The sequence below is a fragment of the Novipirellula aureliae genome (assembly GCF_007860185.1).
GTDB classification, from domain to species: Bacteria; Planctomycetota; Planctomycetia; order Pirellulales; family Pirellulaceae; genus Novipirellula_A; species Novipirellula_A aureliae.
On the sequence record NZ_SJPY01000002.1, the window covers coordinates 166,940 to 186,207 of the forward strand.

Sequence of the window (19,268 nt, forward strand, 5' to 3'; positions counted from 1 at the left end):
CCACACGATCCCTTTGAGGTTCGGGCGACTATGACTAAGCGACGATACTCTCGCAAAGCGACCAAAGCATCGAAACTAGCTACCAAACTGGTTTCGCGACGTTTACACCACGAAGCGTTGGAAAAACGTGAACTTTTGGCCGCGGAATTAGGGCTGCCGGGCACCAATACGCCAGCGGCATTGAGCTCGCAACTGCATCTTGATGAGCTATCGCAGCAGAACACGATGCAGCAAATGATCGCAGACAACGATCCTGCGTTGCAGTCCTCGTTCGTCGGTCCTGTACAAAACGGTTTTGCCCAAACCGAGTTCTCAACAGACTTCTTGCAAGTTCAAGACGAGTATGGCACGCAAATCGCCGTGGCGTCTTCGTTTTTGGACGAATCGCCGCTAGCGCATCCGATTTTTGCCGAGGGTACTGACCCCGATTACATGGACCAGTGGGAAAGCGACAATCGGTACGGAGGTCATTCGGGTTCACCGTATGATCCCGTCAATATCGCAGGATCGCGTTGGACGGACACCGCACTCGACACGAGTCCTGAAACAGGTGATGCCGTCCGTTTGACCTGGAGTATTGTTCCCGATGGGACGATGACCAACGACGGCCAACCAAGCAATCTCATCGCATTTATGGACGGGATCTATGGAGGTGACGGCGCCACGATTGCGGACCGTCCTTGGTTCCCGATCTTCGAAGAGGCCTATTCCGGCTGGAATGGTGTCAGTGGAGTCGAGTTCGTTTATGAACCCAACGACGACGGTGCCGCCCAGGGCAATGACGCGACCGGCGAACTGGGGGTCCGAGGCGACGTGCGTATTTTCGGTGCTAACATTGACGGCGATTACAATGTCTTGGCGTTCAACTATTATCCCAATGGCAGTGGGAGTAGCGGCTTCGATGGTGACCAAACGATCGATACCAACGATAGCTTTTACCAAGACTATTCGGATGGCCCCAATGGAGAAAACCGTGGCTTAAACAACGTGATTATGCACGAAGCTGGTCACGGCCTTGGGTTGGCGCACACCATTCCGGTCGACGGTTCTAAGTTGATGGAACCATCTTTGTCGACCAGTTTTTTCGGCCCTCAACCTGACGACATCCTCGCGGTCCAGTCGCTTTATGGTGACCGCTTTGGCGACAATGACACGATCGATAAGGCGGTTCCAATCGGCACCGTCGGCGAGAATCCTTTGACGGTCATTGACGTTTCGATTGATGCCAACAGCGATACCGATTGGTATTCGTTCGAAGGCACAACCGATGACTTGGTATCGATTGTCGCGGCACCTGCTGGGCAAGTCTACAACATTGGCCCAGAAGACGGCACGATCCTACAAACCGATTCGAATCGGTTCAGCGATCTTCGTATCGAACTTCATGGTCCCGATGGAGCTCTCCTTCAAGCGGTCGACGCCGGCAATCTTGGGCAGCCCGAGTTTGTCTCGTCGCTTCGACTGCCAGCCGACGGAACCTACTCGATCGGCGTCTTTGGCAACTCGACGCTCGGAGACACCAGCGGCACGAACACGCCGACTCAAATGTACTCCTTGGCCGTTTCTCGAAGCGATGTATCCGATCCAACATTGATCGCGGTCGCGCCCAATGGTGGCGAATTGTTTGATCTCGACCCGTCGGATCAACCCAACGCAAACATCCGAAAAGTGGCACCGAGACAGTTGGACGTGACCTTTACGGGATTGAATCCATTGGACGCGGGAACGCTTGATGCGATCTCGGTCTACTACAGCGAAACCGGTAATTTCAGAACCGATTCGGTTTTAGTGACCGGGGTTGAGAGCCTGCTTGAAGCAGATGGCTACACCGTGACGCTTCGCTTTTCGGAAAATCTCAAAGACGGTTTTTATCAATTATCGGTTACCGATCAATTGATGAGCATCAATGGATTCCCGTTTGCTCCAACCAATCCCGAAGCCGATCCTGATAACCTTGGTGGATTCCGCGAAGTCATCAATTTCGAACTCGAACTCGGCGGAAAGGTTACCGCCGTGGTGCCTCAGCCGATCGTGGGCGGTGTTCCTCGCTCGGACCAAATCGATGTCTACTTCGACGACTTGGACCTCTTCCGAGGCGGAACCAACATCACTCAGCCCGGCTTCTACCAGCTTGTCGACACCCAAAATAGCGTCACCACCGAAGATGACGTTGTGCATTTGCCAACGAGTGTGGCAATGGATTTCGAGAACCGTAAAGTGACGCTCACTTTCGCTTCGAATTTAAATAGTCTGGTAACCGCTGGCGATTCGCTGCGTCTCCGCGTTGGTGACACGAACGCGTTCGAATCCATCAGTGTGACCAATCACGTCGTCCCCAACAACTTCCTATCCGATCCCGGACTTTCCGCAGGAACAGCCAACACGATCCCCTCAGCAGCCACGGGAAGCTGGTCGACGATCGTGACCGGACAAGAAATCCGCAACAATACCGCCAGCGATCTACCGTTTGCGGTCGACAATCCTGGGGGTACCACGGAACCGGGACACCGGGACGTCGAAATCGAGAATCACTACTTGTACACATGGGATAAGGACTACGACAACGAGATTACGCAGATTCCTTATACATTTTTGCGTAACGTTCCCTATGCGAGCAATAGCCAAGGAACTCCACTTTATAACCAGATCAATCCTGACCAAGAGCAACGCTTCCTTGAGATATTAGAGATTTTCGAGACTCAATTGGGAATCGATTTCTATGAAGCCGATAACGGTTTGGAACTGATCGTCGGCGATTTGGCAACCGTTTCATCAACCGCACAAAGTGCTCCCGGTGGGATCAGTGGCATTGGCGGGCTAGACCGTGTGACGATGGATGCTCTCGACTTCACCGATGCGACCGACAACGCATTCGGAGGCGAATTCTTTGTTTCTGCGTTGAAGACGTTTGGTTTTGCAATGAAACTCGGCTATGCCGACGACTTGCCACCTGGTACGACAATGAGTCTCCAGGATGAATATCCTGACCCCGAGCGTACCGGCCCATTTGTGACCGAGTGGGCTTTCCCAGGTACGAATGACATCCTCCACGGATTGTATCTGTACCAAGCCGAATCGCTCGACGTCGACTTGTACCGCGTCGATGTGACGGAACCGGGAACGTTGAAGGGGCAAACACTGGCAGAGCGGCTCAGTGACGCCAGTTTGCTCGATACACGTTTACAGCTGTATCGCCAAGAATCCAGCGGGCAACTGACACTGCTGTCGGCAAACGATGATTATTTTAGCAGCGACTCGTTTATCGAGTTTGACGTCCAACCCGGCACGTACTTCTTCGGCGTATCCTCCGAAGGGAATAACGATTACGACGTCAACGAAGGCAAGACGTTCTCGGGAGGTGTCAGCGAAGGTCAGTATGAGCTACGGGTTGACTTCGTGTCGAACACGGGATCAACGATCGTCGATGCAGGCGGCAGCGAGCTCGATGGCGATCGCGACGGCGAAGCGGGTGGCAACTACAATTTCTGGTTCAAACCGGCTACAGCCAACACGATTTACGTTCGCAAATCCGCTGCTTTTTCGACTCCCGGTACGGGCACGATTGGATCGGTTTCCAATCCTTACGACAACATCCCTGCTGCGATCGCTGCGGCCGATGCGCTCGTACAAAATGGGCGCCGCGATGTCGTCATCCGTTTGCTACCCAATGCAGGTGCCGACAATGACGTCACCACCGTGGGCGATAATCTTGCCTACGAAATCGGCTATATCGACGCATTGAATCAAACCCTTGAAGATGGGCGCAATCTCGATTTGCCCGGCGGCATCCAATTGGTGATCGACGCAGGCGTGATCATGAAATTCTTGGACAGTCGCATCTCCGTCGGCAGTGACGACGATGGTTTCGACCGAAGCGGGAGCTCGATTCAAGTCCAAGGCACTCCCGATTTACCGGTCTACTTCACCAGCTACAACGATCGCACGCTCGGTGCCAACAGCAACCCGCTCACGTCGGTGACGCCAGCGACGAGCGATTGGGGTGGGATTGAAATCCGCAATGATATCGATCGTCTGCAAGGCCGCGACGACTTGGAACGAAGTGGTATCTTTGGCAACTATATCAACCACGCCCAGTTTACTTTCGGTGGCGGTGAAGTTTCCACGATCGGACGCGTCGTTTCACCGATCCAGTTGTCGGAAGCTCGGGCAGAAATATCGTACAACGATCTGCAAAATAACACGTCTGCGATTTCTGCCGACGCCAATACATTTGAATTCACCACGTTTGCCTCGCCTCGCTTCCAAGATCAATCGGTCAGCGGAAACGGATTCGTCGCCGACTATGATCGAGTCGGCCCGAGTGTCCATGGCAACTTCATTGCCGATAACTTTAACAACGGCTTGGTCATTCGTATCGACACCCCCGTCGGAGGCGAACTTGAACAACTAGACGTTGCCGCACGGTTTGACGATACCGATATCGTCCACATTCTGACCGAAAACTTGATTGTCTCCGGAAATCCCGGCGGCCCCGTCGATCAAACCACTCGCCCAAGCCCGATCATCGGTATCCAAGCGGGTGGCCCAGGCACGATTGCGGCGGGCACCTATCAATACAGCTACACCTTTGTCGATCGTTTTGGTGCTGAATCCCTCGCTTCGTCGCCCCAAACGATCGACTTGATCCCAACGGCACGGACGATCAACCTCAGCAATATCCCGGCTGCTACCGGCGATTATGTTGGACGTCGCTTGTACCGTAGTGTTGGCGGTGGACCGTTTCAACTCGTTGCGACCCTAGACAAATCGTCGCCCAGTTACGTCGACAATGTTGCCACCCCGTCCACATCCGCAGCCAGGTTGGATGTAACGGCTGATAACATATCGCGGGCACGCCTCAATGCTTCCTTGATTATTGATCCTGGAATGATCATCAAGAACCAAGGCGCTCGGATCGAACTCGGTTTTGGTGCGACGATGATCGCCGAAGGAACCGACGGAAACGAGGTGATCTTCACTTCACGCGACGATGATCGCTACGGTGCAAGTGGATCATTTGATACCGCAGGAGACGGCGATAGCAGTGGTGCGTCAGGCGATTGGGCTGGCATCTATGCATCGCCAACGAGCCGACTCAGTATCGACCATTCGCTTCTCACGTTCGCAGGCGGAATCACCGGCATCGGTGGCGGTACCGGATCGTTCAATGCGATCCAAATCCATCAAGCGGATGCTCGCATCGCCAACTCGGTGTTCGAAAGTAACGACGGTGGTGTTGGTGGTACACAAAACGATGGCCGCGTTGGGTACGCCCCCAACGATAGCGCGACGATTTTTGTTACCAACGCGCAACCTACCATTGTTGGCAACACGTTTGCCAACAATGCCGGATCAGCCATCAATATCAACGTCAACTCGTTGAACGCCGAATTCAACCACGACCTTGGGCGGCAAACCGGTGCCTCGGACAGCTTTGCCATCCCACCTGCGAACCAAGGTCCGGTCATACGTGGCAACCGCATGTCCGGCAACGACACGAACGGATTGGATATTCGTGGTGAAGTTTTGACAACGGAAGTGGTTTTTGACGACACCGATATCGTTCATGTGCTTCGCGAAGATATCGAGATCCCCGATTTCCATACTTACGGCGGAATGCGACTCGAAAGTAGTTCGACCGAATCCTTGGTCGTGAAAGCAGACGGAGCCGAGATTTTGGCGACCGGTCGGGCTTTGGATATTGACGATCGAATCGGTGGACGATTGATGGTTGTCGGACAACCCGGCTTCCCGGTCGTCATGACGAGTATTCATGACAATACGGTCGGTGCAGGGTTTACCCCAGCCGGTGAACCGCAAAACGATACGGTTTCGGCGACCACAGCTCCAAGCCCTGGTGATTGGCAAGGCTTGAAGTTCGACTCTTACAGCTACGACCGTAACGTTGCGGTAGAGACCGAACGCGAAGGTATGATTGCGGGAACCGGCGATAGCAATTCGGTGATCGGCAATCAACAAGATCTTGGCCAGCTTGCCGAAGATGAAAAATCAGGCGACGAGAATATCCGGCTTGGCTTTAACGTTCACGGCTCCATCGCCGCAAACGAGGACCAAGACTTGTTCAGCTTCGAAGGTACCAGCGGTACGATGGTTTGGTTGGATATCGACCGAACCGAAGCGGGGCTCGATACGGTTTTAGAGCTACTTGACGGAAATGGTCGAGTCTTGGCATTGAGTCAAGATTCGCGAACCGAATCCAACCTAGGTCAGCTGACGTTCGTCAATAGCGCATTGATGCGAGATGGCCATGCATTGCCAATGCAATTGGACCACGACCCACTTGTCAACGCGACTTACGAGTATTTGGATCTATACAGCACCAATGACGGTGATGCAGGAATGCGTGTGGTTTTGCCAGGTGTTTCGGGAACGCGTAACACGTACTACGTCCGCGTGCGTAGCAGCAACTCGGCCGCCGACTACACGACCCTTGCTGCAATTGACAACAGCCGTTCGATGGGCGGTTCGACCACCGGCGGTTACGAACTAAGCATTCGGCTGAAGGAAGTCGCTGATTTTGCCGGCTCGGTCGTCCGCTATGCCGACCTTCGCTATGCGAACCAAGCCATTGTCGCGGTCGGGTTACCCGCTCATTCACCGTTGGCGGGCGAATTGTTCAACGCTGGCGGGACGCTTGACCTGGGCAGTTTAGGGAATCTCGACCGTGGGGCTATTTCGATCGCCGGGACTGCCGATGGAAGCCCTGACAACTACGACTTCAGCGTCATACGCGACTCGATCCAACAAATTCAAGGGTCGGCGGATGCAGTGAATGATTCGATGTCGTTCGTGTTCGATGTCGATTGGGCTGACGGCTTGACTCGCCCAAACACCAATCTCTACCTCTACGATGGCGATCAATTGATTGCGATCGGTACCGACAGCAATATCTTAGACGACCAGACAACTCCGTTTGTCCCTGGGCAAACGACATCGGAAACCGATCTTTCGCGTGGCTCACTTGGCAATCGTGATGCTTATATCGGACCATTGGAATTGAGTGTCGGCGGTGACTACCAAGTCGTGGTGGGAACGAACGGGCAAATGCCAAGTGACATGACCCAATTTACCGATATTGATTCTGCCAACCCGGGTGCTCGGCTTGAACCGCTCGATCCAACGATTCGCATTATTGATGACCGTTTTGACGGCGCTAGCGGCTCGACCGTTCCGTCGTTCTCGACAGGTCCGGTTGCGACCCAAGTCGGATTCGAGGATGACGGCAGCAACATCTTGCCGTGGCAATTCGGCGACGTTCCGCTGCTCGTTCTTGGCAACTCGCCTACGTCTGGGAACGCATCCGCTTTGTCAATTTACAATCCGTTCACCGGACGGCACGATGCGATTATCGAAGAGGCAACGAGTGCTCCCATCGGTGCAGCCGCTCAGTCTCTTCGCGGGGATGCGATCGCCATTCGCACCCAGAACTCAGGCGCTTTGAACGACGCAAACACGTCGACCACCTACAGCATCACCGCCGATGGCCAATTCGCCGCTCTGGGGTCAACTGGGATTGGAACGTATGAGTACTTCCGGACCGGTGGTGCTAACCCAGCCGATACCAATCGGCTTGATAACGAAGGCATGGAGTTCAGCGCCCTAGCGTTCTACAACGACACGAACTCGCAAACACGCTACTTGTACGGCCTAGCCAATCGCGGCGATTTTGAGGGCAGTACGGTCGCGGCTAACGCGAACAATGCCGATATCATCGGACCAAGTGCAGGTCCGCAAAACGCGAACAACCTGATCTACCGTCTCGACCCAGATACCGGCGCGGCGATCAGCCGCCGGAACCTCGACATGCCCGGCGGTTTCGAATCCGCCAACCCGCTTGATCCAAGAATCCAAAACAATTCGGGCGGTAGCTATCCCGAGGAAACTCCATGGGCCGGAACCAACGTCGTGGCCCAAATTCAAATTCCAACCGAATCACCCGCTACCGGTTTTAATACGGGTGATGTCGTGGAATTGGTTGCCGATATTGACGGTGGCACCTTCTTGTGGGCATTCACCGAGACGGGCGCGGTTTGGCAAGTGACTTTCAGCGAAGGCGGAAATAACAATTACGCGGCTGGTGACATTCGCGGCGAAGCAGTGCTTGTCGTTGACCCAACGGTTACCGCGGCGACCGCGGGTATCGATTTCATTACCGATGCCGATGGAAACCAGCTGGTCTTCGATCGAGTGACCACAGGCCCGGCGAATTTCCAAGATGTGAATGATACGATTGGTATCTCGCAGCTTTACTATGGCATCGGCCGGGTAACGACGCCAGGTGTGCCCGTGGCTCTAGACGCCCCGGCAAGGTTCTATGCGTTTGATATGGTCAATCGCACAGCAGAACCGATCTTCGCATTTGGTGGAGAATACGTTGCCGTCGACCAGAACTCGTCGGGAGGAACTTATACATCGCTGTTCTTTAGCCCACTCGATCAAACATTATGGCATTTAAGCGATACCCTGAATACCGAATCAGGCCACGGTTTCAATGCGCTCCAAGATCGTGCTGCCGTCAACGGCGGCGGATCGCTCCGGTTTGGTTTCGACCAACTCAATGATGATTACAGCCATTTGAGCGATGGTGTCTTCGACGGCAGTCCGGATGCAGCCGATCTACAGGACTTTAGCGGGTACAACTTCCTGGGCGGTGCCCACGGCAGCGTTCAAAGCAATACCCTCGACCTATCCGGCATGTCCGCCGCCGATTTGCCGATGTTGTATTTCACTTATCTACTCGATAGCGAAAATGTCAATGCGGACTCCAACGTGCAAGGCGGCTCCAATCGTGCCGGCCTAGACGATGTGATGCGTGATTCGCTGCGGGTGATGGTGGCCGGCGACGATGGCCAATGGCAATTGGTCGCTACAAATAACATGGATGATTCGATTGATGGACGCATTTGGGATGATGAACGCGGTGCGGTTCACGAATACGATCCGGAAGGTAGCCAAGGTTACACCAATGTCTTCGAGCAGAGATTCGTACAGGAGTTGTTCGATGATGACGAGTTCCGGCAAGCCCGAATCGACCTAGGACCTTGGGCAGGTCAAGAAAACGTGAGGATTCGCTTTGAATTCACGACGGCCGGGGAAGCGCGCCCAGACCAAAGCGAAATCCAGGCGATACGCGGTGATTTGATCGTCGACGGTCAAACCATCCAAGTGTCCGGAGCGATGCCAGATCGCTTGGCAACGAACCAGGGGGATGTGTTGCCAGTCCTCACAAAATCGTTCGAGTTCGATCACGGTTTGGTTTTGCAAATGCCGTCGGGCGCTCAGGTCACCAGCCAATTACCGCTTCGTCGCCCCGATGGCACGACGATTTTGACATTCGTACCTGGAATCGCAACAGGACCGGGTCAAGTTGGCGTCCAACCAACCGATACCCCTGCGGATGTCGCTCAAAATGTCGGTAATTACCTTGACTTCTTCGACGGTGATGTCACGACGTCGGCCGCACTGAGCGACAATCGGTTGGGATGGGTCGGATTTGTGGGTGAGACCCAAGTCGGTGACTACACGTTGGATGGCGCAGATCAATTGATCCTCAGCCAACCGGGCGTTGAGGACGACGCGATCCCGATTGACGTCGATATTTCGATGACCGATATCCAAGTCCGCGACGCAATTCAAGTCGCACTCGCTAGCGAAATCCATTACCTCGATGGGGCCCCAACCTTGGCGGCCTTCCCGGTGGTCGGACTCACGAACGCAGTACGTCTCTATGATTTGGCGATCGCCCAATCGGGAACCGGTACGATCAACGCGGTTGCCGGAAATGACTCGTTGGCAACGGCACAGAATCTTGACGGTGAGGAATGGTCACTCGGTTTTGACACCAATATTGACAATAGCACCGCACGTCCCCATCTATCGATTTCGGCCCTCGGAGACAATACGTTCGACTACTACTCGTTCACGGTCGATCAAGCCGGTGCAACGGCTGGCTTCGATATTGACGCCAGCAGTTTTGACACCGAGTTGTTCTTGTATGATTCGTCTGGGAACCTATTGGCTGCGAACGACGATGATTACAATGTCTCGCCCGGTGATAACGGCACGACCTCGATTCGTGATTCCTACATCGAGTACACGTTCGCTACCCCAGGCGTCTACACGATTGCGGTTGGCCAGTTTAGCTCCTACGACTTCCTTGGCGGCCTCGCGGGAAATCCCGTTCCTTTCGGCGGCGTCTACCAACTTAATATTTCACTCGATGGAAGGCCGGTAGAATCCGATTTGTCGCAAACGCCGCTGACGTTAATCAATGGTGAAAACACGGGCATCTCGAACATGCCAGGGTCGCAGTTCGGAGTCTATTCGGACAACTCGCTCGATGGCCTGATTCGTGCTGGCGAACGTTCGCGCGGCCTCGGAGGGGACAACGGAGTCTACATCGACGATATCGTGATCGGTCTTGCCGAACGAGGTGAAATGTTCTCCGGTACGACTGGCGGTAAAGACTTAGCGGACAACCCCTACCATGAAGCCTTGTACTACAATCCGCTTACCGGCTTGGTTGCTCCGGTCCAAGACGAGATTGTCTCGGGATCGTACCAACTAGAGATCCGTAGTGGCCAAGAATACTTGGGTGCTAACAATAGTGGAAAAGATAATCGCATCGGAATTAACGATCGGCTTGCCGATGCCTTCAACATCGTGGTCGTCAGTAGTGGCGATCAATTGGTTGACGGCGATACGTTTGAACTTTCCAACGGTAGTGAAACGATTCGATTCGAGTTCAATGACACCACCGATACGGCAACGAGCTCTCTTGACGACAATTCGAACTTCGAGATTTCCTATCGCCCGAGCGACACAGCCGGTCAAGTCGCTCAAACCATTCGTTCGGCGATCAATAACACATCCGTCCATTCAGTACTTGGTGCCGAGGCAACCAGCCTTGGTGGTCAATTGATTGACGCGACGGACACGACAATCGTGATTCACGGCTATCTAGCGGCTAACACGTTGGGCAGCACCGACTTTACTTCGCCACAAAGTGGCAACACCCACCTCTTCGGTACTCCGACCGGTCAAGACGTCGTGCTCGGATATGACAACGGTGATCAAAACCTGCACCGCGATCAAGGTCAATTCATTGTCGACTCCAATACGATTAGCTTCTCACAAGGCACAGCAATCGACATTATCGCCGGCACCTCGGAGCCTGACCCCAAGGTTCCCGATGAGGGCAACCGTCCGAAACCGGGTGCCGTGCAGAACCTCCCGGTTCTAAACAACCAACAACTCGTCCCCGGTGCTGTCGTTCAAAACAATCTGCTCATCAGTAACGGTAACGGCATCAACCTTGAAGGCGATGGAACGACCGATGGTGCAGCAAGTGCGTATAGCCGCATCGTCAACAACACCATCTACAATTCGGGATCCGCTATTCGAGTTGCCAATGGTGCATCACCTACGATCTTAAACAATGTGCTGATCGACAATAGCGTCGGCCTCGTCGGTGTGGACGAAGGTTTAACCGTCATCCGCAAGACCACATTATCTGGCAATGGTTCCACGGACAACGGGATTGGAACGGGAACCGAAGCGATCGTGAACCCTGGCGGTTCATTGTTCGTCAACCCCGACGATACGAACTTCGATCTCGGCGCTGGACGACCAAACTTCTACCCAGCTGCGGGCAGTGTGATTGTTGACAATAGCATCGCAAGCCAAGGTGACCGTGGATCGCTGGTCTCGGTGAAGAATGCAGTGGGGATTTCGCAAAGCCCAATCATCGTAACCGACCGTGACCTGTCGGGACAACTGCGAAAGAGCAGTTCCGGTTCCTCGGGCCAGGGCACCAACACAGCCATCGACATCGGTGCTTTGGATCGATCCGATTCAACGGGACCAAAGGCAACACTGATATCGCCGAGCGACAATGACACGCTCGGAATCGACGTCGATCCAACGACCACATCGCTGCAACTTAGCAGTGGAATTTATCACTTCTTTGAAATCCTGATCAGCGACACCAATGGTGTCGGCCCGGACAATTCAACGATCACGGCAGATCAAATCAGCTTGGTCGAAAACGGTGTCGAATTACTTCCTGGAACGGATTACACGATCGGGTTTAGCGCCGGCAATCGTACGCTACGGTTAACACCTGCGGGTGGCGTTTGGCGTCCCGATGCCGTCTACGAGATCTTGTTAAAGAACCAAGATGAGATTTTGGGCGATGGTTCGACCGTTCGCGGAATTTCGGACTTGGCTGACCAATTGCTCCAGCCTAACCGAGCGACGGGTGAAACTCGCTTTACCATCGTCATGCCTGAGGTCAAACTCGATTATGGCGATGCACCGGCTAGCTACGGAACCCTTCTAGACCATTCTGGAGCCCGTCACACGATCAGCACCTCCCGTCTGCCGAAACTGGGAAATTACGTCGATGTCGATTTAAACGGCAATCCATCACCCGGGTCCGACGACACACCTGCAAACCTAACCGTTACCGCAACCGGTGCGGCCTTGGTCGTCAACGCGATCGCTGGGACGCATTCGGTGGAAGTCTCGCTTTCGTCGATGCCGGTCGGCGGCGAGACGTTGGTAGTGACGGTCGATGGTCAAGCGACGACGCTCGAACTACTGACCGACGATCAAGTTCGCAGTTCAAATAATATCGCGGTGCCGTTCTTGCCGAGTGATACGCTTGAACAAATCACAGCTCAGATTGCCACGACGATTCACACTCGTGTCTCCGCATCAGGCGATTCGATCGTCGTCGCCGTCGATCCACTCGATGCGACCAAGCTCACGCTGCTCGCGATCGATGACGAAGATGGCTTGTCCGTTGGAACGTTTGCCGGAACCTCAGGCGATTTGTTTGTCTTCACCCAACCCGGCGAAGGGCCTGGCGTTGTGACTGCCGACCAAGTGCTCGGTTACCTCAATCCGCTCGACCCCGCAGGCACCAATGTTGCGATTAGCGTTGGTGGCACCGGACGGCTCGATGGATGGATCGATTTCGACGGTAGCGGAACGTTTGAACTAGGCGAAAAGGTCTTCGATAGCACGCCTGTTACCAACGGCATCAATATGCTGAACATCTCTGTTCCGGCAACCGCGACAGCAGGTAACACGTGGATGCGTCTGAGAATTAGCGAGGAAGGCAACTTGACTCCGACCGGAATTGCCGTTGGCGGTGAAGTCGAAGATTACCAAGTTAGCATCTTGCCAATTGCCTTGCCCGTTCCTAACGACGACACATTCACGGTCGCCGAAGACGACATACTTTCAGCCGTCACCGGAAGCGTTCAAGGGACCCTGTTCGACAATGATATTCTCGGCACACAAGAATTCCCCGTTCGTTACATCGTTGGCGATTCACCGCTGCACGGATCGTTGACGGTTATCGATGCCACCACCGGCGAGTTTAGCTACGAGCCGAACGAGGATTTCTATGGCGAAGATACATTCACCTACCGTTTGAGCACGCAAGACAACACGCTAGGCACCGCCACGCAGTTCGCAACCGTTACCATTAACGTAACGCCCGTGAACGATGCCCCTGGTGCCGTCGATCAATCGTTTACGATGATCGAAGATGCTGCGGATGTGCTGCGGATCCCGGCCTCCGCACTACTTACCGGTGCGACCGGCCACGCGACGCCAGTGATCACGACAGCTCCGCAAGACGAATCCGATCAAGTGCTTCGGGTCATCTCGATCACGGGCGGCAGCACGACGGGCGATACCACAACCGGTACCACAATCCATGCTGGCAACGCGGCGACGACCGCGATCACGGTGGAAGGCGGGACCTTAACGGCTACCTTCGACGGAAGTGGCACATTGACCGAAGTCCAATACCGTCCCAAATTGGACTTCAACAGCGACAACTTAAGACTTGCCGACGACTCGCTCCGTTTAGACAGTTTCCTCTTCACGGTCGAAGACGACGGCGTTTTGATCTTGGATGATGGGTCCGTTGACCCCGCACCCAAGACGCCTTTGACGGCGTTCGCAACCGCGACCATCCAAGTCACACCGCAAAATGATGCTCCCGTGGGCGTCAGCGACGTAGTCAATGCTATTGAAGATCAACCGATCACGATTTTTGCTAGCGATTTGTTAGCGAACGATTTGCGTGGTCCCGCTTCCGCCGCGGACGAAAACAACGCGGTGAATGGGAACGATGGCGTGAATACGCTGATCGAACCCATCGCTCTGGTCGATCCGACGCTTGGCACAATCTCGTTGACCGCAACCGGCGACATCTTGTTTACTCCCGCTGCCGATGTGTACGGAAACGTTTCGTTTACCTACACGATTGTTGACCAAGGGGTAGATGAGGCCGTCGATGGTACGCGGACCAGCAATCCACTGACAACATTGGTCACGTCGACGATCTATGTCGAACCGGTCAACGACGCTCCGGTTGCACACGATCGGACGCTGACGTTTAAGGAAGCGGCTGAACCAGCCGGCCCATCGCGTTTGACATTCTTCCCCGCTGACATTCTCGCGGCGAAAGATGGGCAAACCCCCAATACCGGCAGCAATTCAACAGCAATCGCTCCGTATGACGAATCGAACCAATCACTGCGACTCGTTGCCTTCACAGCGGCATCTGGGACACTTGATGTGAACGATATTGTTGGCGGCACAGGTAGCGGAACCCTGACGACGGCAGAAGGGGGAACCCTTGAATTCTTCTTTGAAGATGGTTTATTCATCCGTGGAACCTATCAACCGGCCGCGGATTACAATGAGCGAGCTCCATTCGCCGCAAACGATTTCTTTGCCTACACCATTGCAGACGACGGACAAACCGTCTTCCCCGATGGCTCGCCATCGATTGACCTGCCCGATGAACGTTCGGTCGATTCGGGGATCGTCACGATAACGGTTACCGAGACCAATGATGCACCGGTATTCGAAACGATGCCATCGCTAGATATTCTTGAACGTGACGATTCGCTACCCACAACCGTTCCCAATTTCATCCTCTCGCAATCACCGGGTCCCGTTACGGCTGAGGATGAGACGGAGTTTCAACAGTTGACGTTTGTTATCCTTGAAGACCAATCAACCGTTCCTGCAGGATTGATGCTCGAAGTGCCAAAGGTTCTTGCCGACGGCAGCTTGGAAGTCTCACCCGCACCCGATCAATTTGGGACCGCGACCTATGTGCTTCGCGCAACGGATAGCGAACCGGGCAATCCGAACTTTAACGATCCCCGTTTCACTGAGCGGACTTTTACGATCAACGTCCGACCGGTCAATGATGCTCCTCGTTTTAACGATTCGCTGCTTGGCACTGGTGACCAGGTCGACCCGGTGGCCCCGAATACGATCGTCGACGACGCCTACTCGGTTGGAGCCGATGGGAACATCACCTACACGCTTCGCGAAGACAACACGCAAGCACTCGGCGATACTTCCGTTCCCTTCTATATTCCGATCAATGCGTCAACAACTAGCTCGGGTTACAACCGAATTGGTTTGATGGACGTGTTCCTACCAGGACCAAGTAACGAGACAGCAGCGACGCTTGGTGGTTCGCAGGTCTTGGAAATCTTTAGCATTCCACAAACCACACGTCTCGGCGGAACCTTGACAAGCGTCTTGGACAACGGTGTCTTGGTGGGCGTGAATTATGTTCCACCGGTGAACTACAACCGCGACATCGGTGCGGCCGATTCCTTTGAATACATCGTTCGTGACGATAGTACGACGGGTGGAGAAACATGGTCGATCGACAATGATGGACTCGTTCCTGACCTATTGACGAGCACGAACGAGGTTCGGTTCTTGCTCAATGCGGTAAACGACCGACCCGAATTCGGAACTTCGACAAACAACATCGAGATTGCCGAAGACAGCAATCGGGTGACACTCAGCAACTTTGCGATTGGAATCAATGCGGGACCACCGGCAACGGCGACCGATGAATACAATCAATTGTCAACCTTTCGTGTGACATCGCTCGACTTCGCACCGGAGGACGCAGCAACGTACTTTAGCGAGTTCCCGACGATTTCCTCTGATGGAACATTGCGTTTCAAACCAGCCGCAAATGCGTTCGGTTCGTTTGATTTCGAAATCATCTTAACCGACGAAGGACCCGACAATGCGACTCGAGGCGATTTGACGTCTTCCCTGCCAACGACTTTGACGATCGATGTGCAGCCAAAGAACGATCCACCGCAAATTGACCCGTCGGTGGATCCACTCGAATTCATGATGCTCGAAGACGGCTCCGTTGTGATTCCTGTTAACGGTGATAGCACCAACCCAGGACTACTCGATGTCTTCTTGGTTGGACCTGGAAATGAGGGAGATGACGTCACCCCAGGCGGCAATCAAACCCTAGAATTGGCGACACCGATTCCGGCAACGTCGGCATCGGGCGGTACCATCACCGCAATCCGAGACACCAGCGGCAATATCACTGCACTCAGGTACCAACCCAAAATTGACTTCGTCGGCGATGACTCGTTCATCTATACCGTCGTTGATGACGGTGTGACCGTGAATGTTGGCACCGGTGGCTCGGTCATCGATGACCCTCGCGTCAACGCGAACACCGTCTCCTTTAGAGTGCTTCCCGTCAACGACGCTCCGATCTTCAGTGGTGGCACAGACGTGATCTCCGACGAAGATGCCGATTCTGGTTTGGGCCGTGGTGTTGTACGTATTCCTGATTGGGCAACCAACGTTCAAGCGGGCCCCAGCACCGCCGTTGACGAAATCGATGGCCTCGGTTCGGTCACGGCGCAAAATCCTCGTTTCGAAATCGTGCAGACGAGTGGCGATACGAATCTGTTCACGACCGCCCCAACCGCACCCGTTAGCGGTTCGTCGGCAACGCTGTCATATGTGTTGGCACCCGATGCGAACGGAACCGCAACATTCACAGCAACGTTGATCGATGACGGACCGAACGATGCGTCGAACGGTGACGAGTCGGTAGGTGAAACGAAAACGTTCACGATTACCGTTCGTGCCGTCAACGATCCCCCAACGTTCATCGCCGGTGGCGATGTATTGGTCGACGAAGACAGCGGACCTTACAATGCTCCGTGGGCAACACAGATTTCACCCGGCCCTGTGGACGAGCAAGACCAGACGGTCTCCTTCTCGGTCCTCCTCCCAGCTGGATCGGAAACGTTGTTTGCCTCAGCCCCCACCATTAATGAGCAAGGACAACTGCAATTCACGCCTGCTCCCGATGCGGCCGGCTCGGTCAACTTGACCGTCGTCGCCACCGATTCGATAGGTGCCTCTTCAGGTCAGTCTCCGCTACAGATCACGATACGGCAAGTCAACGACGCACCGACCCCGGTTGAGGATGTGCTCGATCCATCCGATGAAGACTCGACCATTACGATCCCAGTTAGCCAGCTACTTGCGAACGATTTTGATCCCGATAGTGCTACGAATCCGAACGAGAAGATTACCCTGGTCATGGATCCACAGTCCTTCTCGACTCGTGGAGCCGAAGTGCTATTTGACGAAGTAAATCAAACGATTTCGTACAATCCGACCATGGCCGATCAGCTCCAAGTTTTGGCGCCGGGTGAGACTCTGACCGATCGATTCTTCTATTCGATCCGCGATGAGTCAGGAGTCGAAAGTGCCCAGGTCCCCGTCAGTATCCTGATCTCGGGCGTCAACGACGCACCTCGACTTGTCGAGGACAATCCGACACTCAATTCGAGTGGTGATACGGTTATCGCACCGCTCAATAATGATACCGATATCGATGGCGATATCATTCCTTCGACATTGCGAATTGAGCTGCAACCTGCCTTCGGTAGTATCAACGTCAGTGCCGATGGAGTCATTACGTACACGCCATTCCCAAGCTTTAGCGGTCAAGATTCGTTCTCCTATACCGTAGCGGATAACCTCGGACTGCGAAGCGAACCCGCCTTGGTGATTATCGACGCCAACGCCAAGCCGGTCGCTCGAGATGATTCGGCAGGCACCTTCCGCGATACAGCAATCGACATCGATGCCGCGATAAACGATTCGGATTCTGAAAACGATTTGAACTTGAACAGTATTCAAATCGTCGACGGGCCAAGTCGTGGCCAAGCGGTTGCACTCGCCGATGGTTTCGTGCGTTACATTCCGTCGACCGGATTTGTGGGAACCGATTCGTTTACCTATACCATCTCGGATAACAATGGCCGTGTAAGTGACCCAGCAACGGTCCAGGTTCGAGTCGTATCGAGCGAACTCCAGAATCCGAACCGATTCGCGGATGTCGATAACGATGGCAATGTTTCGGCTATCGATGCTTTGTTAATTATCAATCTGCTAACGGAACCGGGTACGTCAGCCAGTATCCCGGTTGAGCCGAATGATCGTGGCCCCAACTTCTACGACACCAACGGTGACCGAGTCATCACGGCGAGTGATGCGTTGTTTGTCATCAATGAGCTAAACGCTCGTGGAACCACACCGCTCGGTGAACAAATCCAAGGCGAGTCGATTGAAAATCAAGCTTCTGCGGTCGTGCAAAGTGACGTGATTGGCTACACGACAACGGAAACGGTGGCCGTGATCGCTGATCCTCATTCAGATTTTGCTTTAGCACCGCGAGCGGATAAACTGGTATCCGATGCAAACGACGATGCATCGGCGATGTTTGCCGAAACAATCGATTGGTCAGACGACGACATCATCGACTTGGTCGCTTCCGAGCGAACGGAAAGCGAGTCATCCGATCCAACCTTGTCCGCCATCGACTTGGCCTTGAGCGACTTCGAGGAGTTGAACGAAGGCTGATCCGCCGATTTGTCGCAATGGCTGGAGGATTGATCTTTGCATGGCCCGTGCGTCCAAAGTGCAAAGGTCGCCTCTGGCAGTAGGATGTTGCCCGCCTCGCCTTGGTCGAGCCTTGAGACTTGAGACTTGAGACTTGAGACTTGAGACTTGAGACTTGAGACTTGAGACTTGAGACTTGAGACTTGAGACTTGAGACTTGAGACTTGAGCCTGTTTCGGGCCGAATGGTTGTCGGGGCGGGGAACAAGGCTAACACCGTTAACCCAAAATTCCCACAGCCCGTCAACGTTAGTCAAGTAGAAATAACCATGTCTAGCCCGGATGATTCATTAGCCGTTTTGGCGATAGCGGCCTGCTGATTTAATCGGTTTGACTCGACTTATTGTTTAACGCCAAACCATAGGCGATCGCTTATGGAAAAGCTGACGCCTTCGGCTAAGCGTTAAACGATTAAATCAGCAGGCCGATAGCCACGGCTGCGTGATTTGTCGTGTG

General features: G+C 54.1%; 1 protein-coding gene. It reads left to right on the top strand.

Going from position 1 to position 19,268, the window contains the following annotated elements; all coding sequences use genetic code 11:
* The first annotated feature begins 30 nt into the window (after positions 1–30).
* Positions 31–18,774, top strand: a complete 18,744-nt coding sequence (locus Q31b_RS06585) for a DVUA0089 family protein (protein ID WP_197171064.1) — start codon at positions 31–33, stop codon at positions 18,772–18,774.
* The last annotated feature ends 494 nt before the right edge of the window (positions 18,775–19,268 follow it).

What these genes read in the sequence shown, in the direction of transcription:
- Q31b_RS06585 (WP_197171064.1), top strand. Translation starts at nt 31, where the DNA reads ATGACTAAGCGACGATACTCTCGCAAAGCGACCAAAGCATCGAAACTA.